This window comes from Lysinibacillus sphaericus, assembly GCF_006864135.1.
Classification (GTDB): Bacteria; Bacillota; Bacilli; order Bacillales_A; family Planococcaceae; genus Lysinibacillus.
Genome location: NZ_SADV01000023.1, coordinates 36,863 through 60,482 on the forward strand (window position 1 = coordinate 36,863; position 23,620 = coordinate 60,482).

The window sequence follows — 23,620 nt, forward strand, 5'->3', positions numbered from 1 at the left end:
TATCGCATCCATGCGATAACGGCTAACTGATCTGCAGCGTGCAGGCCAAAGCACAAAGCCGATTCAGGACGAATTATGCCGAGCCATAATTGATAGAAAAAGAAAGAGAGGTTAGTTTTATGGGATTGCTTGAAAGGTTAAAAACACATGTTCTTACAGCAGATGGTGCAATTGGTACAGTTTTATACGGCTATGGCTTGGAGTACTGTCATGAGGAAATGAATGTACAGAAACCTGAATTAATTGAAAAGATTCATAGAGAATATATAGCTGCTGGTGCCGATATTATTCAGACGAATACTTACGGAGCTAATGCCATAAAATTAGCCCGCTATGGATTAGAGACTCGTGTACAGCAGTATAATGAAGCCGCTATAACGATTGCAAAACGTGCAGCAGATGGTGGGCAATTTGTTTTGGGTACTATTGGGGGAATCCGTGGTATTCGAAAAAGTGATGCGACGTTAGAGGAAATTTTAGCAACCATTGATGAGCAGGCAACGGTTTTACTTGCAGGAAATCCAGATGGCCTTTTACTTGAAACCTATTATGATTTTGAAGAGCTAACAGCGACTTTATCAATGCTACGAGCTAAAACGAAATTACCGATTATTGCTCAAGTTTCTATGCATGAACCTGGAATATTACAAAATGGAATGAGCTTAAATAACGCCTTACATGAACTTGAAGCGTTAGGTGCTGATATCGTAGGTGTTAACTGTCGCTTAGGTCCTCACCATACTATCCAAGCATTTGAAGGGGCAGAGCTTCCTAAGCAGGCATTTATGTCAGCGTATCCGAACGCCTCTCTTCTTGATTTAGAGGATGGGCGTGTCGTTTATGAGTCGGAGGCTGATTATTTTGGTCGAGCAGCTGTAGAGCTTCGTGATCAAGGGGTTCGTTTAATTGGTGGCTGTTGTGGTACGACACCAAAGCATATTGCTGCAGCGAAAAAGTACTTAGAGGAGCTATCCCCGGTTGAGGAAAAGTATACAAAGCCAGAAAAAATAGAGATTGTTCGTGAGGCAGAGCCAGCAAATTATGAGCCATTACATGAAAAAGTAAAACGTGAACGCTCGGTTATTGTGGAGTTAGATACACCAAGACATTTAGAAATAGAAGGCTTTATTAAAGGTGCAAAAAAAATATATGAGGCGGGCGCGGATGTAGTCATGATGGCAGATAATTCACTCGCTTCTCCAAGGATTAGCAATGTCGCAATGGGTGCCTTACTGAAAGAAACGCACGGGATACGCCCGTTAACCCATATAACATGCCGAGATCGTAATTTAATTGGACTTCAATCACATTTAATGGGATTAAATGCACTAGGGATTCATGATGTTTTAGCGGTTACTGGAGATCCGACAAAGGTAGGCGATTTCCCAGGAGCAACTAGCGTTTATGACGTATCTTCAATGGAGCTAATCCAATTAATAAAACAGTTAAATGAAGGTGTTTCGTTCTCAGGGAAACCGCTTCGTAAAAAGGCAAATTTCTCTGTAGCGGCTGCATTTAATCCTAATGTACGTGTACTGGATCGCGCTGTCTCTCGATTAGAAAAGAAAATTGAACATGGGGCAGATTATTTTATTTCACAGCCTGTTTATACAAAGGAAAAAATCGTGGAAATTCACGAGGCGACAAAGCATTTAGAAACTCCAATTTATATAGGTATTATGCCAGTAACGAGCTATAAAAGTGCGGAGTTCTTACATCATGAAGTACCAGGCATCAAACTATCTGATGATGCGTTAGCACGTATGAAGGCTTGTGGTGATGATAAGGAACGCGCAACATTAGAAGGAATTGCAATTGCTAAAGAATTAGTAGAAGTAGCAGCGGAATATTTCAATGGTATTTACCTCATCACACCATTTTTACGCTATGATATGACGCTAGAATTAATGAAAGTTATTGAGCAATTGGATGAACAGAAAAAAGGGGTAAGTATAAATGGCTAAGCACATGATTGAAGAGCAACTAGAGAAACGAATATTAATTCTTGATGGCGCAATGGGAACAATGCTACAAAATGAAAATTTATCGGCAGAGGATTTTGGCGGAGAGGAATATGATGGCTGTAATGAAAATCTTGTGCTAACTAGACCAGATGTGCTTGAAAAGGTACATAGAAAATATTTAGAGGCTGGAGCAGATATTATTTGTACAAATACATTTGGGGGTACACCACTTGTATTAAATGAATATGATCTAGGTGCGAAGGCAGAAGAAATCAACAAACGTGCTGTAGAAATTGCACGCAAAGTAGTAGATGAGTTGTCAACATCCGATTGGCCACGTTTTGTAGCGGGAGCGATGGGACCAACTACAAAAACCCTGTCGGTTACAGGTGGAATTACATTTGATGAGCTAGAGGAAAACTTTTATGTTCAAGCAAAGTCATTAATCGAAGCCGGGGCGGACGTTCTGTTGTTAGAAACTAGTCAGGATATGTTGAATGTTAAGGCGGGAACATTGGGGATATCTCGTGCTTTTAAGGCAACTGAAAAAGAGCTACCTGTGATGATATCCGGAACAATTGAACCGATGGGAACGACACTTGCCGGCCAAACAATTGATGCTTTTTACATTTCCATCGAGCATATTAAGCCATTGTCAGTTGGCTTAAACTGTGCGACTGGACCAGAGTTTATGACTGATCATATTCGTTCACTAGCAGAGCTTTCAACAGGCTATATTAGCTGTTACCCGAATGCAGGTTTACCGGATGAGGAAGGCTGCTATCATGAGTCACCTGAATCATTGTCACAAAAGCTAAAAGGCTTTGCAGAAAAGGGCTGGCTAAATATTGTCGGAGGTTGCTGCGGTACAACGCCAGCACATATTGCTGCTATCAGAAAGGTGCTAAAGGACGAAAAGCCGCGCCAATTACCAGATGTTACGCATGGTCATGTAGTATCAGGGATCGAGCCATTGGTTTATGACGACTCTATGCGTCCATTATTTATTGGAGAACGGACAAATGTCATCGGTTCTCGTAAGTTTAAAAATTTAATTATTGATGAGAAGTTTGAGGAAGCGGCAGAAATCGCGCGTGCTCAGGTGAAAAATGGAGCACATGTGATCGATATTTGTTTAGCAAATCCTGACCGCGATGAACTGGCGGATATGCGTGGCTTTATGCAGGAGATTGTAAAAAAAGTAAAAGTACCTCTTGTGATTGACTCGACAGATGAAAAAGTAATTGAGGAAGCACTTAAGTTTTCTCAAGGGAAAGCTATCATTAATTCTATTAACCTAGAGGATGGCGAGGAGCGTTTTGACGCTGTTTTACCGCTAGTAAAAAAATATGGAGCTTCTTTAGTTGTAGGTACAATTGATGAGCAAGGCATGGCAGTTGATCGACATCGCAAGCTAGAAATTGCTGAACGTTCATATAAATTGTTAACAGAAAAATGGGGTATTGCTCCTGAAGATATTATTTTTGACCCATTAATGTTCCCAGTAGGTACAGGAGATGAGCAATATATTGGCTCGGCACTTGAAACGGTGGAAGGTATTCGCCTTATTAAGGAGAAAATGCCACGTACATTAACGGTGCTTGGTGTAAGTAATATTTCGTTCGGATTGCCACCAGTAGGTCGTGAAGTACTGAATGCCGTATATTTATATCACTGTACACAGGCTGGTTTAGATTATGCAATTGTTAATACGGAGAAGCTAGAACGTTATGCATCCATTCCAGAGGAGGAAATTAAGCTAGCAAATGATTTACTCTTTAATACAAATGATGAAACTTTAGCTGTCTTCACAGATTTCTATCGTGATAAAAAGAAAGAAAAAACAGAGGCGGATATTCCGAAAACAGTAGAAGGTCGCTTAGCCTACTATATTTTAGAGGGTACAAAGGAAGGGCTTATTGACGATTTAGATGCGGCTCGTGAAATTTTCGAAACATCGCTTGAGATTATTAATGGTCCTTTAATGGATGGAATGGCAGAAGTTGGCCGTCTATTTAACGATAATCAACTAATCGTAGCAGAGGTATTACAATCAGCAGGGGTTATGAAGGCAGCAGTAGCGCATTTAGAGCAATTTATGGAAAAAAATGAAGAGAGTGCTGGTAAGGGGAAAATGGTACTTGCTACTGTAAAGGGCGATGTGCATGATATTGGGAAAAACCTTGTCGATATTATTTTAAGTAATAATGGCTATAAGGTCATTGATCTGGGTATTAAAGTAACACCTTCTCAGTTAATAGAAGCGATTCGCAAGGAGAAGCCGGATTTCATCGGGCTTTCAGGCTTGCTTGTAAAATCAGCACAGCAAATGGTTATTACCGCTCAGGATTTTAAAGAAGCGGGTATTGACGTACCTATTTTAGTAGGGGGTGCGGCATTATCTCGTCGCTTTACTGAAACAAAAATTGCCGGCGAATATAATGGACCTGTCATTTATTCAAAGGATGCGATGCAAGGATTAGAGCAGGCAAATCGGTTAATGGGGACAGATACACGTGCCGATTTCTTAGCTGAAATTAAGGAATCTCGTGAAAAACGCTTAGAGGCAGACGAAAAAAGAGCTGCTCGCCCTGCAAAAGAAATAATTATAAAGCCTGTGCGTACAGTAAAGGAAGCATCTGTCTTTCTTCCAGCTGATTTACGACGCCATGTAAAGAGAGAATATGCTGTTTCGCATTTATATCCATATGTTAATATGCGGACATTACTTGGACATCATCTAGGTTTAAAGGGTCAAGTACAGCAGTTGCTTGATGTGGGTGATGAAAGAGCAACAGCGTTAAAAGATTTAGTCGACGACTATTTACAAAGTGACCTATTGAGGCCGTCGGGTGTGTATCAGTTTTTCCCTGCTCAAGCCGATGGGGATGATGTAGTCGTTTATGATCCAACAGATAGCAAAACAGAAATTGAACGATTTACCTTTCCTCGTCAGCAAGTTGAACCGTTTTTATGTCTTGCAGACTTCCTTAAAACAGTAGAAAGCGGCGAAATGGATTATATTGCCTTAATGGTGGTAACAGCAGGACAAGGAGTTATGGCGCAGGCTCGTCAACTAAAAGAGGAAGGGAAATTCCTCGAAAGTCATGCATTACAATCTACTGCCCTTGAGCTTGCGGAAGGTTTCGCGGAACGTATGCACCAAGAAATTCGCGATCAGTGGGGCTTCCCAGATGCGACAGATTTTACAATGCGTGATCGTTTCGCGGCAAAATATCAAGGACAGCGCTTCTCATTCGGTTATCCAGCATGTCCGAACCTAGAGGATCAAGAGAAATTGTTTGGCTTATTAAAACCGGAGGACATTGGTGTACATTTAACGGAAGGCTTTATGATGGAGCCAGAAGCGTCTGTTTCAGCAATGGTCTTTGCACATCCAGATGCTCGATATTTTAATGTGTGATGCTAGAAAAAGTAGTAAAATCTTATGTAATAGTAGCAATTATGCCGAGGCGTAATTGATGGTTAGGACGTGAGCATGATGATTCGATTCATGGAAGAGAAAGATTTACCCGAGATTTTAGATATTTACAATGACATTATTTTAACGAGCAAAGCTGTTTATCGATATGAAACACAATCGTTAGAAGAAAAAAAACAATGGTTCAAGGAGCAACAAACGCTCGATAATCCATTGCTAGTCTTTGACGAGAATGGCACAGTAGCCGGCTTTGCAACATATAGTCAGTTCCGTCCATATCCAGGTTACAAGCACACAATGGAGCACTCTGTATATGTGCATAAGGATCATTACCAAAAAGGGATAGCGTCACAATTAATGCAAGAGCTAATTCGAACTGCCAAAGAGCAAGGTGTGAAGACACTCGTAGCGGGCATTGATGGTGAAAACATCGGAAGTATTAAAGTACATGAAAAACTAGGTTTTGAATATGCAGGTACAATTAAAAATGCAGGCTATAAATTTGGACAGTGGCTAGATCTTGTATTTTATCAGCTACAGTTAACTGGACCAAAAGGATAGAAAGGGTATGACATTCATATTCTTTCTTTATAATATGTGAATCCTAGCTATACTTTTTTTGTTCAGCTTGCCTACTCATAATAATGCTACATTTAAAAGTTTATCACCAAAAGTTGGAGATGAAATATGCATTTGTATATTAGGTTGATTGGAGTGGAGGCTGGGCGACTCCTTGGGGATCAGCGATAGAGGAACGAAGGCTAAAACCATCACATCCTGTGATAACGCCTTCGTGACCAACCTCGTGCTGCTGTCGCTACGTTGCACTCACGCTTTCGCGCAAAAAACATCTGTTGGCCCGAGACCCTGCAGCGAAGCGAAGCCGCTCATCGGATGCCCCCAGGAAGCTCTGCTCTGCGCGAAAGCGAAGCGTCAGCGGCAAAGCGCCCAGCTGGAACGGAAATCAACTCCACTTTATGGTGAAGAGCCATTTAATTTATTTTTATTCCTTTGTACACATGATAAAAGGGTATGACAAATGTCATATCCTTTTTATGATGTTTGCTTCTGTTGTATGATTATACTCTTGTTTTATGATGAGGTCATAAGGAAAAAAGGAAATGAGGGAGTAAAAACAATGGCAACAGATCGAGAAAAAACAAAAAAACTGCGCCAGGATGTAGCACCATTTGCGAAGTCTGATACAGCTAAAAGTATTTTTCAAATGGTAAATACAATTGTGCCTTTAATCGCTCTATGGGTAGCGGGCTATATGTTAATGGATATTTCACCATGGCTAACTGTTGGATTAAGTGTAATTTCTGCTGGCTTTGTCGTACGAACATTTATTATTTTCCATGATTGTACACACGGTTCATTTTTCAAAAGTAAAAAAGCAAACGACTGGGTTGGTTTTGTATCTGGGGTGTTAACATCATTCCCATATGAAAAATGGAAGCGTGAACATACAATTCACCACGCAACTAGCTCGAACTTAGACAAGCGTGGTATCGGTGATATAGATATGATGACAGTGGAAGAGTTTTTACAAGCATCTAAAGGACAACGTTTATGGTATCGTTTTTACCGCAATCCATTCGTTATGTTCGGCTTAGGTCCACTATTTATGGTGTTAATATTAAATCGCTTTAATCGTAAAGACGCTAAACAGAAGGAACGCTTTAACACACATTTAACAAATGTCGTTATTGTTGGAATTTGTATAACACTAATTTACTTTATGGGCTGGCAAGCATTTTTATTAGTACAGGGTATAACACTATTTGTAGCTGGTTCTCTTGGTATTTGGTTATTCTATATCCAGCATACGTACGAGGATTCTTATTTTGAGCATGATAAAGAATGGGATTATGTAAAGGCTGCTGTCGAAGGTAGCTCGTATTATAAATTACCAAAGCTATTACAATGGGTTACAGGAAATATTGGCTTCCACCATGTACATCATTTAGCCCCTCGTGTTCCAAACTATAACCTTGAAAAAGCGCATAATGAAACACCGCCATTACACACGGCGACAACAATAACATTGCGTACAAGTTTAGAATCATTACGCTATAAACTATACGATGAAGACCAAGGTAAGTTTATAAGCTTTAAAGAAGTTAATGAAATAATTAAACGAAAAGCAAGGGGCAGTATTGCTGCTTAGTAGAATTTTTTCAGCCATCTCTTCTAAGGGATGGCTGTTTTACGTAAATGAGTTGTCTATTGCAGATGAAGCAATTACTGTGCTCATCACCAATACATTTTTAAGACATAGCTTGTATATAAGTTGATTGGGGTGGAGGCTGGACGACTCCTTTGGTATCTGCGATTACACTACGTTATGCAAATGAGCCCATTACTACGGAGAATGTTATTATGTGGATAATGCATTAATAACCATGTACAGGCATAAAATTAATTTTCTTGTTATAATAAGGGAAAAGTAGGAAAGAGCGTGAGATTATAATGAGGAAATGGCCCAGTATTATTCCGAATAGTCCAATGCTCAGTGTATATTTATGGATTATTTTCTGTTTCCTACCGTTTTTCTTCATTTTTAGGAAATCATCTTATATAGAAATATCAGTAGGTATTACATTTTTAATGCTATATTTTATTTTCTATCGGTTTTCCATGAATTCGAAAAACGGTCTTGTTTATATGTGGATTAGCTTTGAAATGGTCATTAATATCGTTATGACCATATTATATGGCTATGTGTATTTATCGATTTTCACAGCATTCTTCATTGGAAATATTCGTAAACCTGTTGGCTTCTATATTATGTATGGACTACATATTGGCTTTACGGTTATCTCTACAGGTGTTGGCTTTTTCGTTGAGCTACACTTATTTTTATCACAACTACCATTTGTTGTTTTAACGATTCTAGCGGTTGTGCTACTTCCACTAACGATTTATGCAAAAAATAAACGCGAAAATTTAGAGGGACAGCTTGAGACTGCTAATGAACGAATAGCTGAGTTAATTGTTTTTGAGGAACGCCAACGTATTGCACGGGATTTACATGATACGCTCGGCCAAAAGTTATCGATGATAGGCTTAAAAAGTGACTTAGCTTCAAGGTTAATTGAACGTGATCCACAGCAAGCTTTAGTAGAGATTAAGGATATTCGTCAAACGGCAAGTATCGCATTAAAAGAGGTACGTGAATTAGTATCGGATATGCGAACAGCTAGGTTTGAGGATGAGCTTATGCGTATTTCTCAAATATTAAAAGCTGCTGAAATGGAGTTTGTATTTGAAGGTGATAAGGATAATTTACAAGTTCAACCACTTGTGGAAAATGTATTATCCATGTGCTTAAAAGAGGCAGTGACTAATGTCGTTAAGCATAGTGGTGCTACAAAATGTGAAATTGCCTTCCATCAAAATTTTAAGGAAGTATATTTAGTTGTTCGTGATAACGGGCAAGGAATCACTAAAAAGCAAGCTTGGAAAACGGGTAACGGTTTAAAGGGAATGCGAGAACGGTTAGAGTTTATAAACGGTTCTTTTAAAATCGAAAGTGAAGAAGGCACTACATTAACAGTGTCGATTCCAGTGGCGATTACGCATCAGAAGGTCAAAGAAAATCTGAAGAACATATAGAAAAGAGGATTGCGACATGATACGAATTGTAATTGCTGAAGATCAGGGTATGCTATTAGGCGCACTACGTTCATTACTTAGTATGGAGGATGATATGGAGGTCGTTGGATTAGCAAAAAATGGTGAAGAAGCACTGGCGCTTGTTAAAGAGCATCAGCCTGATATTTGTATTATGGATATTGAAATGCCAGTGAAAACGGGATTGGATGCTGCAGAGGAACTGCATAGCACAGGTTCTGATTGTAAAGTGATTATATTAACGACATTTGCAAGGCCAGGTTATTTTGAACGTGCAAGGAAATCCAGCGTTCGTGGCTATTTACTAAAGGATAGTCCGATAGAAGAATTGGTCAGTGCCATTCGTACAATTATGGACGGCAAAAGAATATATGCGCCAGAACTCGTTGATTTTGTCTATGAGGATGATAGTGAAAATCCTTTAACTGACCGAGAGAGCCAAGTACTGACACTTGTTGCAGAGGGAAAGACGACAAAAGAAATTGCTGCAGAATTATTTTTATCGGCAGGGACTGTCCGTAACTACATTTCCACTATTTTAGAAAAATTAAATGTTGGGAATCGTATAGAAGCTATTGCCCGTTTTAAGGAAAAAGGGTGGAATAAGTAAGAATACACTTAGACCTAAGATAAAATTAAAAAAATAGACAAAAGGCATTGAATAAATTTAAATTCAGTGCCTTTTGTCATTATAAAAGAATAATCAGTATTGTATATTTTGACTACTAATGATAATATTTAGTAAATGTAAAACGTTTTAATGGGAAGGATGGAAATGATTATGGGAAAAATTACGAAATTTACTTCAATAGCTTTTTTAGCAACAACATTTGTCGTGACAAGCGCAAATCCTTCAGCCGTTTTTGCTGCAAGCAACGATATAGTAGAGACAGAGTCATCTATTCCATTAGAAAATAGTATGGATACAGCGGTTCAGGCAGCATTAGTTGGACCTGAAATCAAAAAACTAGATGTACTAGGTCATGAATTTAATATAAAACCTGTTTCTACTACGCAAAAGGATCATCTAACAGTTGTAAATGGGCAAATCTCCCATCACTTAAGCTGGCGTCCAGATGATCAGTTATACTACCGCATTGAAAAAGAAAATGGAGAAGTAAAACAAGTGGAGATCAAAATTGATCGAGGCGGATGGACAAGTTTATCTGCTCCATTTATCGCTACATTAGCGCAAAAAAATGATATTCCGATTACGCTAGAAATGATCCAAGAGCTTGGGCAAAAATTAGGTAGTCTTATTGATGGTAAATGGGAGTACGCAGCAGAAGCCATTGTTTCAACCATTGCTTTACATGTTGAATAAATAAAACTTTAATCAGTGGGGCTTTTCATTACCCTCACTGATTATTTTTATTACACGTTTTTAATCTAATAAATGGAATTACTCTTACGGGAACAACAGATAAACTGACAATCTGAAATAAGCAGTGAGTGAGGGAAGCGGTTAAGTGTTGGCCTGTGGAAAGTACGTTCTTGAAAGACTAAAGCCAGAAGCTTATTCAATTAAGCTTCTGGCTTCTTTATGTGGGATCTTATTTTTTACGTTTTGTTAAACGTCCAAGAACGAATGCACCTGCTGCTACAGCAAGGACTGTATTCGTTTTTTTCGTAAATACTTGTTTAGTAACAAGATTAAGATTTTGAGGACGCTCCGCTAAACGGCGCATAAAGTAGCCGTACCAATCTTCGCCGAATGGTACATATACACAGAAGTTATAGCCTTCTTTAGCAAGCTCTTTTTGCATATCTGTACGGAAGCCGTAAAGCATTTGGAATTCGAATTTATCAAGTGGAATATTATTGTCAGCTACAAAACGTTTTACGTGTGCAATAACATTATGGTCATGTGTTGCGATAGACGTAAATTTACCGTGTAGTAAATGATATTCGATTAACTCGATGAAATTTAAATCAATATCTAATTTATCTTGGAAAGCAACTTCTGCAGGCTCTTTATAAGCACCTTTTACGATACGAAGGCGATAGTCATTGAATTTTTCGATATCGTCCTTAGCGCGGTAAAAGTAAGATTGGATAACAGTACCTACATTATTAAACGTTTTGGATAGCTCTTCGACCATATCAAAGGATGTTTGTAAACGACCGTAGTCTTCCATGTCAAAGTTAACGAATATATCATATGCTGCTGCTTTTTCTACAATTTCATATAAATTATCGTAGCAAAAATCAACATCAATATCTAAACCTAATTGAGACGGCTTTAACGAAATATGTGCATCAACGCTGTTTTCATTAATAGCCTCAATAACAGCAAGGATTTGTTCTTTAGCTTTTGTTGCTTCTTCTTCAGTTGAAACAAATTCCCCTAAATTATCTACTGTGCAAGAGATTTTATGTGCGTTAAGCTCTTTGATGCTCGCAATCGTTTCTTCAATATTTGTACCAGCTACTACACTTTGTGCTCCTAATTTTAGTCCGTATTTTTTTGCAGCACTATTTAATAGTTGGTTTTCAGATAAATGGATGAAAAAATCGCGTAATAACATGGTCATTCTCCTCACTGCATTTCTTTTTTTTCTATATTATAGCACAATTTAGAAAATAAATATTGTTTTTACTATAACAATTATTTCACTTCAAGTAGTTGCATGCGCTCATTAAAAAGTGCAGGATAGCTTAAAAAACCTATCATTATGCTCGATAATGTCGCTGCTGTTAGTAGGGCGAAAATGATTAATAGTTGGAATTGCACCGCTTGAATAGGGTCTGCTCCGCCAATTATTTGGCCACTCATCATACCTGGTAATTGAACTAGACCAATTGTTTTTTGGCTTTCAATTGTAGGAATCATACTGGCTTTTATCGCATTCATTAGCTGTTGATGAATTGCCTGTTTTGGTGTGCCGCCTAACGACAAAATTAACTCGATTTCGTTCTGATGACTTGCAATTTCCGATGTAAAACGATTTAAAAATAGAACCGATAATACCATTGAATTACCAATCATCATGCCGCTAATTGGAATAATATACTGCGCTGTTGCAGGTACAATATCAAAACCTAGCAATACTCCTTGCGTAACAAATTCTACTACAATAAGAGTTAGTGCTATTTTCCATGTAATACCTGTAATACCTTTCCCTTTTTTACGAGCATTTAATGTTGCTACTATAACCATTAAAGTAACCATAAGGAAAATATAAATATAGCTTTGAGCATCAAAGACAAATTTTAAAATGTAACCTACGGCAAGTAGTTGAACAATAGAACGAATAGTAGCTATGAGTGTATCCTTTTCAAGTCCTAGCTTTAAGGTTTTTGACAGTAGAAGAGGAATTAAAACAAAAATTAACGTTAAGGAAAGCGAAGTATACGTCATACATTCACCCCCTGTACAAATTCAGCGACACGTGGATTTTTAGGTGCGTTAAGTAAGGAACTTTTTCCTGTTTCAATTAGTTCTCCGTCCATCATGACCCAAGTATAGTGTCCGATTGTCAGCGCTTGCTGTAAATTATGCGTGATCCAAATGATTGTGACATTAAACTTTTTATGGATTGTAGCAATAAGTGTCTCAATTTCTTGCACGGATTGACGGTCTAGTGCAGATGTGATTTCATCTAGCAATAAAATGGAGGACTGATTAATAAGTGTTCTTGCAATAGAGACTTTTTGTCGTTGTCCACCTGATAATTTATTTGTAGGGCGTTGTAAAAAGCTTTGATCGAGTCCAACGTCGCGTAAATATTGGATAGCTTCTTGCTCTGTAAGCTGTTCTCCTTGTAACGAACGAGGGAGTGCAAGATTGTCAAATACGGTTCCTTCTATCATTGGGGCTGTTTGAAGAGCCATACTCACATACCTTCTTAAAGCAGTTGGCTCGTAAGTAGAAATGTTTTGATTATCAATTAATATTTGACCATCTGTAGGAGATGATAGTCCATTGCACAATTTAAGTAGGGTTGTTTTGCCAGCACCTGAAGGGCCGACTAATGTAGTGATTTTTCCTTTTGGGAATGAACCAGTAATCGATTTTATTATCATCTTGTCATTCGATGAAAAGGTGACCTGTTGAAAGTGAATGGCAGGCTCATATGAAGTATTCATAAAGTTAAAACTCCTTTATACTAATAGGTAAAATAACTGTAGCATGAAACAAAGGGATTCTAAAGTTATTTACAGGCAGTGGATAATAATTAAGTTAAGGGGGTTAGAGAATGGATGTATTATATGTAGATACATTAACATATGCACAAGGTAATATGTATATCGTTGCTTCAGATGAAGGTCTTGTATATATAGGAACTCCGAATGCACCATTTGAAGAGGTAGAAGTTTGGGCAAAAAAACCATTTAAAGGCTATCGCTTTGAGGAGAAAAAAGAAAAGTTACAGCCATACGCTAAGCAATTAACGGCTTATTTTAATAAAGAGCTCATTGAATTTGATGTACCAGTACATGTCAAGGGGACACCATTTCAACTAGCAGTTTGGGATGCTTTGAAGGAGCTACCATATGGTACAACGACAACGTACTCAGATATTGCATACCGTATCGGAAATCCGAAAGCAGTAAGAGCTGTAGGCAGTGCAATTGGTGCCAACCCGATATTAGCAATTATTCCTTGTCATCGTGTAATTGGAAAAGATGGCAAGCTAACAGGTTTTCGTAGTGGACTAGCTTTGAAAGAATTTTTATTGGAGCTAGAGAGAGCATAAAACAAGAATCTGCATAATCTTTTGGGAAACAGTTTGCCGAAGAGATTGCAGATTCTTGTTTTTTTGTATTTAAGAAGATGAAGTTCATTAAATACTATACATGTTCTTCTTTGACATTGTTATTTGCTTTACCGAAATGAGTTAAACGATGAGCAAATGTTTCTCCCCGCACTGCAGAGCCTTTGAAAATATCCTGAAACTCATAAGCAGGAGCACCGTGTTCAATGACATCTAGGCCAGTGACTTCTTCTTCGGCAGAAACTCGTAATGGCACAAATGCTTTTATAATAAGTAAACCAGCTGCTATTGAAACGCTAACCCAAGCGAGGGTAGCAAAAATCCCAATGGCTTGCACTCCTAATTGGCTGAAACCTCCTCCATAAAATAATCCTTGACCACCAATATCAAACAAGCCAACTGCTAGAGTACCCCAAATACCACAAATACCATGGACAGCGATTGCACCAACAGGATCATCGACTTTTAACTTCCATTCAATGAAGCGAACGCTCTCGACTAATAATGGAGCAGCAATTAATCCGATAATGAGTGAACCAAAAATACTAACATTAGCTGCACCAGCGGTAATACTCACAAGTCCTGCTAAAGCACCGTTTAATGTGAGTGAGCCATCGATATGACCATATCGAAATTTCGTATAAAGGGCAGTAACCACAACTCCAGCAGCAGCAGCGAAAAATGTATTTGCTATTACGCTCGGAACAAGTTTAGGATCAGCAGCTAATGTGGAGGCACCATTGAAGCCAAACCAGCCAAACCAAAGTAAAAATACGCCTAAAGCTCCTAATGGAATACTATGTCCTGTAATAATGTTAACACGACCATTTTCATATTTACCGAGACGTGGACCGACCATTACCGCAGCTACAAATGCCGCCACTGCACCTGTTAAATGTACAACGGTAGATCCAGCGAAGTCGATAAAACCGAGATTTGTTAACCATCCATGACCACTCCAAACCCAGTGACCAACAACAGGATAAACAACTGACGACATGAGAATAATGACACCAATATAAGCAAAAATATTAGTACGCTCTGCTACTGCTCCAGATAAAATCGTTGCTCCCGTTGCTGCAAACATCGTTTGGAAAATAAAGAAGGAAAGATCATCTACACCATTTAAGGCAAAGCCACTTGTACCGAAGATACCACCAACTGAATCACCAAACATAATAGCGTAACCACAGAGAAAATAGACAATGCCACCAAGTGATATCGTTAGGAAGTTTTTCATAATAATATTGACTGCGTTTTTTGAGCGTGTAAAGCCCGCTTCAACCATCGCAAATCCTGCATGCATAAAGAATACTAAAATTGTACCAAGCATCATCCAAACTAAATTTATAGATAATGTTATTTCTTCCATATATATCGCCCCCTTATTCTACTGCAATTGATCCGACTTCTTTTGTACGGATACGAATTGCTTGTTCTATTGGATAAATGAAGATTTTACCATCCCCGACCTTACCGGTTGCTGCCTTACGTAATAAAACTTCAACAATGGGATCTACTTTTTCATCATCAACAATCATTTCTAATTTCAACTTTGGCAAAAATTCAATTTCGTAAGTATTTCCACGAAATAATCCTGTGCGCCCTAATTGACGACCGCAGCCAGCAATTTCTGAAACACTGAGCCCTGCAATTCCTTCCTGTGCAAGTTCGTCCCTGACCGCTCCGAAAACTTCAGGACGGATGATTGCTTCTATTTTTTTCATCAATATCAGCTCCTTGAATAAATTTAATTTACATGTTAAGACGCTATGAAAAATGGCGCAATAATTATTTGAATATTCATGTTATATTTTGTTACATGTATTATTTCTACTTTCGTAATAGTTTGCTGAAAATGTTTTTAAAAGGGGAATGAAAGCGGTATTAAAAAGTGTGTCTAAAATGTGAACATTTCTAAATTTTCTGATTATTAATGTAAGGAAACCTAACATTATAGTTGGAGGATGTAATACGCAAGAATTTGGGTATATAGTGTATACTAGGACTAATTATCAAAGCGGAAGAAGGGGTTTCTTGTGAGATCAAATTATGCAGATGATAGCTTAGCGCTACACACTGATTTGTACCAAATCAATATGGCAGAATCTTATTGGGCTGATGGTATACATAATAAAAAAGCGGTTTTCGAACTATATTTTAGAAAATTACCTTTTGGCAATGGTTATGCAATTTTTGCGGGATTAGAGAGAATTCTTGAATATTTACGTGATTTTCGTTTTACTGATTCGGACATAACATATTTGCGTGAAGAGGTTGGTTATAAAGAGGATTTTATCGAGTATTTAAAAAATATTCGCTTTACAGGGGATATGTATTCTATGGTGGAAGGAGAAACTGTTTTCGCTAATGAACCAATTATCCGCATTGAAGCACCTTTAGTGGAAGCGCAACTAATTGAAACTGCATTACTTAACATTGTGAATTACCAAACCTTAATTGCAACAAAGGCTAGTCGTATTAAACAAATTATAAAAAATGAAGTAGCGATGGAGTTCGGTACACGACGCGCTCAGGAGATGGACGCAGCAATTTGGGGAACACGTGCGGCGTTTATTGGTGGTTTTGCTTCAACTAGTAATGTGCGAGCAGGTAAACTCTTTAATATTCCAGTATCGGGTACACATGCACATGCACTTGTACAAGCCTATAAAAATGATTATGATGCATTTCACTCCTATGCAAAACGTCATCGTGATTGCGTATTCCTTGTAGATACTTACAATACGTTAAAATCGGGTGTGCCAACAGCGATCCAAGTGGCTAAAGAACTTGGAGACAAAATTAATTTTATTGGCATTCGATTAGACAGTGGGGATATAGCTTTCTTGTCAAAAGAAGCACGTCGTATGTTAGATGAGGCAGGATTCCAAAACGCTAAAATTATCGTATCAAATGACTTAGATGAATACACGATCTTAAACTTAAAGGCTCAAGGTGCAAAAGTTGATGTGTGGGGAATTGGTACAAAGCTCATTACTGCATATGACCAACCAGCTTTAGGGGCTGTGTATAAAATGGTCGCTATTGAAAATAACGATGGGCAATTAGAAGATACGATTAAAATTTCTGCGAATGCTGAAAAGGTAACGACGCCAGGTCTTAAACATGTTTATCGCATTATTGATCGAAAGAATGGCAAGGCAGAGGGAGATTACATCACTATGCAAGATGAAAGTCCTCAATCAGAGGAAAGAATTAAAATGTTCCACCCTGTTCATACATTCGTATCAAAATTTGTAACGAACTTTGAAGCTAAAAATTTACATCAACATGTGATTAAAAATGGTGCAATACATTATCAAAATCCTACTTTGGAAGAAATGCGCGATTATGCAGCTAATAATTTAGAGTTGTTATGGGATGAATATAAACGTGCCATGAATCCTGAGGAATACCCAGTCGATTTAAGCCAAAAATGCTGGAATAATAAAATGCGTAATATTGAAGAAGTAAGTGAAATGGTCAATCGATTGTAAAGTGTAAGGAGTGAAGGACAAAATGACATTACAGCAAGAAATCATTAAGGAATTACGTGTGTTACCTACTATTGATGCGCAGGAAGAGATTCGCAAATCCATTAATTTTTTAAAGGACTATGCGCGTCGCTATAGCTTTGTAAAGGGATTTGTTCTTGGGGTATCAGGTGGTCAAGACTCCACGTTAACTGGAAAATTAACGCAGCTTGCAGTCGATGAATTAAATGCCGAGGTGGGAGAAGCGAAGTACTCATTTTGGGCTGTTCGTTTACCATATGGTGTGCAAGCGGATGAAAAGGATTGTCAGGATGCGCTTGACTATATAAAACCTACGAAGACTTATACGGTCAACATTAAAGATGCAGTCGATGCAAGTGTTAGAACATTAACGAATGCGGGTATTGAACTAAGCGATTTCGCTAAAGGGAACGAAAAGGCACGTGAGCGAATGAAGGTGCAGTATTCTATTGCTGCTATGAATAATGCTGTTGTGTTAGGTACCGATCATGCTGCGGAGGCAATTACAGGTTTTTACACAAAATTTGGGGATGGTGGTGCGGATTTAATGCCAATTTTCCGTCTCAACAAGCGTCAGGGTAAGCAGTTACTAGCTACGCTTGATTGCCCGGAGCACTTATATTTAAAGGTACCAACTGCAGATTTAGAGGAAGATCGTCCTTCATTACCAGATGAAGTAGCTCTTGGTTTAACGTATGACCAAATTGATGATTATTTGGAGGGGAAGGAAATCCCTGAAGTTGCTCGTAAAACATTGGAAGGGCATTATTTACGTTCACAACACAAACGCCATATGCCTATTACTATATTTGATGATTTTTGGAAGTGATATATAGCTTTCAATCATCATAACGTGGGGTTAATTTTTCATTTCCGACTGGGCGTTTTCCTGGCAGAGTGTCCGATGAGCCGATAAATATTTGGGAGAAGAGTTATAAGAAAAAGTGTTAACACTTTTTCTTATAGCTCTTTTCGCTCTTTTTTAAGCAATTTGGTTCTGTATTATTAAGTTCGAGCATATAATGTCGATATATATACCTACAAAGTTGATAAAAAGTAAAGGAGGGTAATTATATATGAGGACTTCTAGAGTAAGTTCGACGACTAGTAGTATATTTCGCAACGAACAACAGTATTTACATGCTGGGGATTTAAGTCATAATTTCGGACAAAATCCGAAACAGCAGTTTAAAAATAGTCTGCAAAAGAATAAAGATAAAAAGCATATTAGTAAGACTAGACAAATTCAGCAGCAACGTCCTAATAAAATAGCGGCTAGTTATGTGGACAGTGCGTACAATTTACAAATACGCAGTGAATTAAATGAAACTGCCGTTAAACTAAGTCTTGTCAGCAAGCAAAAGAAGCTTCTCAATAGTTACCGCTCGTCTATATAACATACTCAAACTCTCTACTTCATTCAGGATGTAGGGAGTTTTTTGTGTTGAAAACCCAAATGGTGTCAATAAAATCTTAAGAACTGTGAAGGACCTTGAATTGTTCCAGGCTACTCACTTTTCTGTAGACCAAGAAATCATTTGTTTCTGTCGTTATGCTTTTGCACAGATACATTGCGAGGTTCGGTTTAAATTAGAATGGCATGCTAGAAGATACATGCTTGGTGAAGCGGTTGATTGGAGTGGAGGCTGGGCGACTCCTTGGGGATTAGCAATAGAGGAACGAAGGCTAAAAGCATCACATCCTGTGATAACGCCTTCGTGACCAACATCGTGTTGGTCCGAGACCCTGGAGCGAGCCTTGCGAGTGAAGCGGCTCATCGGACGCCCCCAGGAAAGCGCCCAGCCGGAACGGAAATCAACCCCTTGTTTTGCCGAATAGCGTTATAAAAAATAGAAAGTATATATTTTTTATTCAAAATATTTGAAGTCAAGATGTTCAATGAATATTCAAGGTAATTTTTCCAATACTTCACAGCAATTTTTAACTTATTTCACAACTTACCTGTAAAGTATGTAATAGAAACAGAAAAAACGAAATATTGGGGGAAGCAATTGTGAAAAAAATATGGTTACCTGCACTTGCAACATTACTTTTACTCGCGGCGTGTGGTACAGAAAAAGATCAAGTTAAGAAAGAAGAGTCTAAGCAAGAAGATGTTACAACAAGTGAAACAGAAGCAAAGGATAAAACTACACAAGTCGCTTCTTTAGTGGATCCACGTTTACAAGAACCAAAAGAAGGTACAATGTGTGAAATGTGTAATATGAAAGTGTATTTGAAGGACGAAGATATGGGGGAATTCTCTACTCAAGCAATAAAAGAGGATGGAACAATTGCCTTTTATGATGACATAGGCTGTTTAGTAAATGCTGAGGTTGCAAATAATGAAAAGAACGAAAAATTTGTACGTGATTATATCACGAAAGATTGGGTAAAGGTTGATGATGCAACGATCGTCAAAACGGACCTAAAATCTCCGATGAATTGGGGATATATTTATTTCAAAGATAAAGCGGATGCAGACAAATATATTGCTGATAATCCAACAGCACATGTAGAGGAATTACAAAAAATTAAAGATGATGCGTTAGAGCGTCGTAACAAGAAAATGAAAGAAAAAGCTGAAAAAGAAGCAAAAGGTGAATCTGATTCTATGCATATGGAAGAAAAGAATCATGATGGTCATAGTCATTAATCGAATGGACTAGGGGAAATCCTCTAGTCTTTTCGTGCTGAACTGGGAGGTACGGATTGGTGAAAAAAATAGGGTTTGCCTTATTATTTTTTCTATTTATGAGTCAGACAGTGCACGCCGACTTTAATGTACAGGAGGCCATTAATATAGCAAAGCCTGGGGAAGTCGTTCATATTCCTGCTGGTCGTTACCAAGGTAATTTTATTGTGACAAAACCGATAACGCTACAAGGTGAAGAGGGAACGGAACTTATCGGTGAAAGAGACAACCCCTCACTCCGAATTGAAAACACTACTAATGTCACTGTGGAAAATATAAAGTTATCAGGGAACAATAAAGCGATCGTAGCTAGTACTGTAGATGGACTGGAGCTACGAAAGTTACAAATTAAAGATGTTCATACAGGTGTCCATATACAGCGCTCCAAAAATATACGTATACAAAATATCAATGTGACTGGTATTGAAGGCCATTATTCCAAAAAAGGTAATGGGGTGGCTGTTTTTAAGAGTGAGGACATCACTATCGATGGCAATACTGTTGAGCAAGTGCAGGATGGAATATATGTAGAAGAGGTCGAGCATATTGTTGTTCAACATAATAAAGTAACGAGTAGTCGTTACGGTACACACTTTATGTACACAACTGATGCTGAAGCACTTTTCAATACATATGCTCAGAATGTGACTGGCCTTATGATTATGATGACGACAGACATATTCCTGGAGAATAATATAATAGCTAATCATTTTGATTTTAATGGCTACGGTATGTTGCTGTATGATGTGCAACAGGCCGAAATTAAACATAACACGATTAAAAATAACCGAACTGGTGTGGCAATGCAGAAAAGTTCAAATATCCAAATTGAAACAAATGATTTTCAGATGAACCAAACAGCCATTGAAGGTACAAAGGTAAGTGACGACACAACGGCTAGTAGTAATAACTTTACAGGTAACATTTTAACTGCTCGCTCCGATAAGCAAGGCTTTCAACTAGTAAGTAATTATTATGATGATTACTCAGGGATTGATTTAAAAGACAATGGTATCGGTGATATTCCATATGTGGCTGTGTCGAGCTTTGGTCAATGGATGGTACGCCAGCCTGTTTACCAATATTTCGTGGCATCTCCGAGCGTCATTTTATTGACATCGCTGGATCAGCAAATTAATAAAACTGAAGAGAATATGCTTGTTGATAATACGCCCAAATTGGCGACGAAGCATGTGAACGAGAAGACCAAGATGAATGTGGTGCAAATGCTAGTAGGATTATTCTTGACATTAAGTAGTTTATGGCTATGGAAAAGAGGAATAACAGAATGAAAAAATGGATGATGATTGTAATGCTATGTTGTGGTGTTTTGATGGGCTGTAGTGAAAAAACATATGAGCCTCGTGAAATAGTTAGTGAAACCGATGTTTGTAAAATTTGCAATATGAGTATAGTTCACAATGCATATGCTGGTCAGATTGCGTTGAAGAATGGTGATTATGAAATTTTTGATGATATTGGCTGTCTAATGGAATATATAGAAGCGAATGGGGAAGGTGAGATTGGAGCAGCCTTTATTAAAGATGCAGCAAAAAATGAATGGATTGATGTTTTTAACGCTGTTTATGTATACAACAAGGATTATTGGACTCCGATGAATTATGGGGTAGTTGCGCTCGATTCGAAGGAAGCGGCACAGGAGTGGATGACAACAGAGGGAGAAGGTCAGCTGCTTGATTATAAGGATTTACACGATTTTAAATGGGGGATCCATAAGTGATGTACAGTATGCTTATTAAACTAGAATTAAAGCAAATGCTCAGAAGTCGTTGGATGCAACTTGTAGGCATACTTTTCACATTCGTTTTTACAGCTATCATTGTCATACAGCAAATGGCATTACCAGATGTAGAGGGTTTTACAAGACAGACAGCTTCGTTTTTAAATGTATTGTTGTTTTTATTGCCTCTGTTTATTTTAACGATTGGTAGTATGAGCATCGCTGGTGATGTGGAATCAGGCTGGTTTTCGTTATTAAAGACATATCCGATGACACGTCCGCAATATATTGCAGGAAAGTATATTGCCTCTGTGCTTGCCTTTTTATTAGTCATTGTCGTGGCGTTTGGCGTAATTTTAGCGCTTGGTGGATTTCTTGGCGGAGTACGTTTGCCATTTATTTTCATTATTCTAACTTTGCTATGTATCTTCATTTTTGTGTCATTGGCTATTGCTGTGGGAGCTTTTGCAAAAACAAGATTATTTGCACTGTCGTTATCACTTGTATTTTGGTCCACTTTTTTATTGCTAATCTCTTACGCTTTAATGGCTATTGGAACGATCGTGGCGGGGCATATTCTTCAAAAACTGACGATTATAGCGATACATATTAATCCTGTGGAGTGGCTGCGCTTTGGTTACTTTATTTTTACAGATCAGGCTAGTGTGCTTGGACCAGCATTTTATAACGTAACGCAGTTTTATTCGTCACCACTAGGTTACGTAGTATACGTAGCTGTGACATTGCTTTGGATAGTATGTCCATTAGTTTACACTAACTTACTTTTATCTTCTTTCAGTGAAAGAAGATAAAGCCTCCGGCGGATGTCACAGAATCGGGAAGGAGTTCTTAAAGGATGTTAGCTTAAAATCATCGCATCCATGCGATAACGGCTAACTGACCTGCATCGGTAAAAACGCCACGTCCTGTGGCATTACCGAAATGACCGACGTCGTGTCGGCCCTCATGCAGGCCTAAGCACAAAGCGATTCAGGACGCAATTATGCCGAGGCATAATTGATAGAAAGGGGAAAGAAGATGGTGCTTTTAGAAACAAAGAAGTTATCGAATATCTATGATAATAATAGAGGTCTTCATGAAGCCTCCTTTTCTTTACAGGATGGGCGTATTTTAGCGCTTGTAGGAGGAAATGGTGCTGGAAAGAGTACTTTAATTCGCCTGCTAACTGGGCAAGAAAAGCAAAAATCAGGAGAAATAATATGGCATAAACCACAGGCTATTCGATATATGCCTGACGATGTGGACTTTCCGTCTATGTTAACAGCTGCAGAAATTTTGCAACTACTTGCCTCTTTAAAGAAAATTGGCAAAAAGGAACAGGAAGATGTACTGAGACGCGTAGCTTTATGGGATGTTCGAAAGCAAAAAGTGAAGCATTTCTCAAAGGGGATGCGTCAACGGCTTAATCTCGCTCAAAGTTTACTTGGTGACGGTTCTTTGCTTATTTTAGATGAGCCTACGAATGGTCTTGATCCTTTTTGGATTGCGGAGTTGAAAAAAATGATGCTAGAGGAAAAAGCAAAGGGCTGTACTGTAATTTTTTCTACGCATTTGCTTGCTTTTGCGGAGGAAATAGCGGACGATGTGTTAGTTTTACATGAAGGAAACATACTTATTTCCGGTGATTTAAAGGAAATATTATTACAAGAAAACTCATCCTCGTTAGAGAATTTATGGTTAAAAAAATTAAATCTGTAACATTTTGATAGGTAATAACGTTATACTAAAAGATAGGTTTGTTTGAATTGTATTCAGACAAGCCTTCTTTTTCATGCTGAAGTATTATTATTTTTCTCGCTATGTGCTCAAGCTATAGTGATGGAGCAATAGATGTGTGTTTCATACTAATTGTGTTACTAAACATATTTCGTTATTCTTAAATAAG

21 protein-coding genes are annotated in these 23,620 nt (G+C 38.2%); 16 read left to right on the forward strand and 5 right to left on the reverse strand.

The window, feature by feature from the left end; all coding sequences use genetic code 11:
• Window positions 1-119 precede the first annotated feature (119 nt).
• The 7 genes from C7Y47_RS19815 to C7Y47_RS19845 all read left to right on the forward strand — a co-directional run bounded on the left by C7Y47_RS19815 (window position 120) and on the right by C7Y47_RS19845 (window position 10,366).
• Window positions 120-1,964: a bifunctional homocysteine S-methyltransferase/methylenetetrahydrofolate reductase gene (locus C7Y47_RS19815; protein ID WP_142510322.1), complete on the forward strand. Its 1,845-nt coding sequence runs from the start codon at window positions 120-122 to the stop codon at window positions 1,962-1,964.
• A complete protein-coding gene (metH, locus tag C7Y47_RS19820) occupies window positions 1,957-5,388 on the forward strand; it encodes a methionine synthase (RefSeq protein WP_142510323.1) in 3,432 nt (1,143 codons plus the stop codon). Before C7Y47_RS19815 ends, metH begins: the two co-directional genes overlap by 8 nt.
• Before the next feature lie 78 nt (window positions 5,389-5,466).
• Entirely contained in the window at window positions 5,467-5,967 is a 501-nt protein-coding gene (locus C7Y47_RS19825) for a GNAT family N-acetyltransferase (protein ID WP_132364257.1), read from the forward strand.
• 577 nt (window positions 5,968-6,544) lie between these two features.
• Window positions 6,545-7,576 (forward strand): fatty acid desaturase, encoded by a 1,032-nt coding sequence (locus C7Y47_RS19830; RefSeq protein WP_142510324.1) that lies wholly within the window; start codon window positions 6,545-6,547, stop codon window positions 7,574-7,576.
• 302 nt (window positions 7,577-7,878) lie between these two features.
• Complete coding sequence (locus C7Y47_RS19835; RefSeq protein ID WP_436970124.1) at window positions 7,879-9,024, forward strand: sensor histidine kinase; 1,146 nt, start codon at window positions 7,879-7,881, stop codon at window positions 9,022-9,024.
• A gap of 16 nt (window positions 9,025-9,040) precedes the next feature.
• Window positions 9,041-9,652: a response regulator transcription factor gene (locus tag C7Y47_RS19840; RefSeq protein ID WP_142510325.1), complete on the forward strand. Its 612-nt coding sequence runs from the start codon at window positions 9,041-9,043 to the stop codon at window positions 9,650-9,652.
• A gap of 171 nt (window positions 9,653-9,823) precedes the next feature.
• Window positions 9,824-10,366, forward strand: a complete 543-nt coding sequence (locus C7Y47_RS19845) for a methyltransferase (RefSeq protein ID WP_142510326.1) — start codon at window positions 9,824-9,826, stop codon at window positions 10,364-10,366.
• A 229-nt stretch (window positions 10,367-10,595) separates the two neighbouring features.
• Here the strand turns inward: C7Y47_RS19845 and C7Y47_RS19850 are convergent, their stop codons facing one another.
• The 3 genes from C7Y47_RS19850 to C7Y47_RS19860 form a co-directional block, all read right to left on the reverse strand.
• Window positions 10,596-11,570 (reverse strand): proline dehydrogenase family protein, encoded by a 975-nt coding sequence (locus C7Y47_RS19850; RefSeq protein ID WP_142510327.1) that lies wholly within the window; start codon window positions 11,568-11,570, stop codon window positions 10,596-10,598.
• An 80-nt stretch (window positions 11,571-11,650) separates the two neighbouring features.
• Window positions 11,651-12,403: an ABC transporter permease gene (locus tag C7Y47_RS19855; protein WP_142510328.1), complete on the reverse strand. Its 753-nt coding sequence runs from the start codon at window positions 12,401-12,403 to the stop codon at window positions 11,651-11,653.
• Window positions 12,400-13,131, reverse strand: a complete 732-nt coding sequence (locus C7Y47_RS19860; protein WP_142510329.1) for an ABC transporter ATP-binding protein — start codon at window positions 13,129-13,131, stop codon at window positions 12,400-12,402. The genes C7Y47_RS19855 and C7Y47_RS19860 overlap by 4 nt, the downstream gene beginning before the upstream one ends.
• Window positions 13,132-13,241: 110 nt before the next feature.
• On the opposite strand from C7Y47_RS19860, the gene C7Y47_RS19865 reads away from it, so the two are divergent.
• The gene (locus tag C7Y47_RS19865; RefSeq protein WP_142510330.1) at window positions 13,242-13,742 is read left to right on the forward strand and encodes a methylated-DNA--[protein]-cysteine S-methyltransferase; all 501 of its coding nucleotides are present in this window, start codon (window positions 13,242-13,244) and stop codon (window positions 13,740-13,742) included.
• A gap of 94 nt (window positions 13,743-13,836) precedes the next feature.
• On the opposite strand, the gene C7Y47_RS19870 is transcribed toward C7Y47_RS19865, so the two are convergent.
• Both C7Y47_RS19870 and C7Y47_RS19875 read right to left on the reverse strand, forming a co-directional pair.
• A complete protein-coding gene (locus tag C7Y47_RS19870; RefSeq protein ID WP_142510331.1) occupies window positions 13,837-15,132 on the reverse strand; it encodes an ammonium transporter in 1,296 nt (431 codons plus the stop codon).
• Window positions 15,133-15,145: 13 nt separating this feature from the next.
• A complete protein-coding gene (locus tag C7Y47_RS19875) occupies window positions 15,146-15,487 on the reverse strand; it encodes a P-II family nitrogen regulator (RefSeq protein ID WP_142510350.1) in 342 nt (113 codons plus the stop codon).
• Window positions 15,488-15,799: 312 nt separating this feature from the next.
• Between C7Y47_RS19875 and C7Y47_RS19880 the strand changes: the two genes are divergently transcribed.
• The 8 genes from C7Y47_RS19880 (at window position 15,800) to C7Y47_RS19915 (ending at window position 23,433) form a co-directional block, all read left to right on the forward strand.
• On the forward strand, window positions 15,800-17,260 hold the full coding sequence (locus C7Y47_RS19880) for a nicotinate phosphoribosyltransferase (protein WP_142510332.1): 1,461 nt from the start codon (window positions 15,800-15,802) through the stop codon (window positions 17,258-17,260).
• Window positions 17,261-17,282: 22 nt separating this feature from the next.
• On the forward strand, window positions 17,283-18,107 hold the full coding sequence (nadE, locus tag C7Y47_RS19885; protein ID WP_142510333.1) for an ammonia-dependent NAD(+) synthetase: 825 nt from the start codon (window positions 17,283-17,285) through the stop codon (window positions 18,105-18,107).
• A 247-nt stretch (window positions 18,108-18,354) separates the two neighbouring features.
• Window positions 18,355-18,675 (forward strand): NAD synthetase, encoded by a 321-nt coding sequence (locus C7Y47_RS19890; RefSeq protein WP_142510334.1) that lies wholly within the window; start codon window positions 18,355-18,357, stop codon window positions 18,673-18,675.
• 617 nt (window positions 18,676-19,292) lie between these two features.
• A complete protein-coding gene (locus tag C7Y47_RS19895) occupies window positions 19,293-19,934 on the forward strand; it encodes a nitrous oxide reductase accessory protein NosL (protein WP_142510335.1) in 642 nt (213 codons plus the stop codon).
• A gap of 59 nt (window positions 19,935-19,993) precedes the next feature.
• Complete coding sequence (locus C7Y47_RS19900; protein WP_255505274.1) at window positions 19,994-21,265, forward strand: right-handed parallel beta-helix repeat-containing protein; 1,272 nt, start codon at window positions 19,994-19,996, stop codon at window positions 21,263-21,265.
• The gene (locus C7Y47_RS19905) at window positions 21,262-21,714 is read left to right on the forward strand and encodes a nitrous oxide reductase accessory protein NosL (protein WP_142510336.1); all 453 of its coding nucleotides are present in this window, start codon (window positions 21,262-21,264) and stop codon (window positions 21,712-21,714) included. The genes C7Y47_RS19900 and C7Y47_RS19905 overlap by 4 nt, the downstream gene beginning before the upstream one ends.
• Window positions 21,714-22,526, forward strand: coding sequence for an ABC transporter permease (locus tag C7Y47_RS19910; protein WP_255505275.1), 813 nt, complete (start codon window positions 21,714-21,716; stop codon window positions 22,524-22,526). Before C7Y47_RS19905 ends, C7Y47_RS19910 begins: the two co-directional genes overlap by 1 nt.
• A 226-nt stretch (window positions 22,527-22,752) precedes the next feature.
• Window positions 22,753-23,433, forward strand: coding sequence for an ABC transporter ATP-binding protein (locus tag C7Y47_RS19915; protein WP_142510337.1), 681 nt, complete (start codon window positions 22,753-22,755; stop codon window positions 23,431-23,433).
• Window positions 23,434-23,620: the final 187 nt, after the last annotated feature.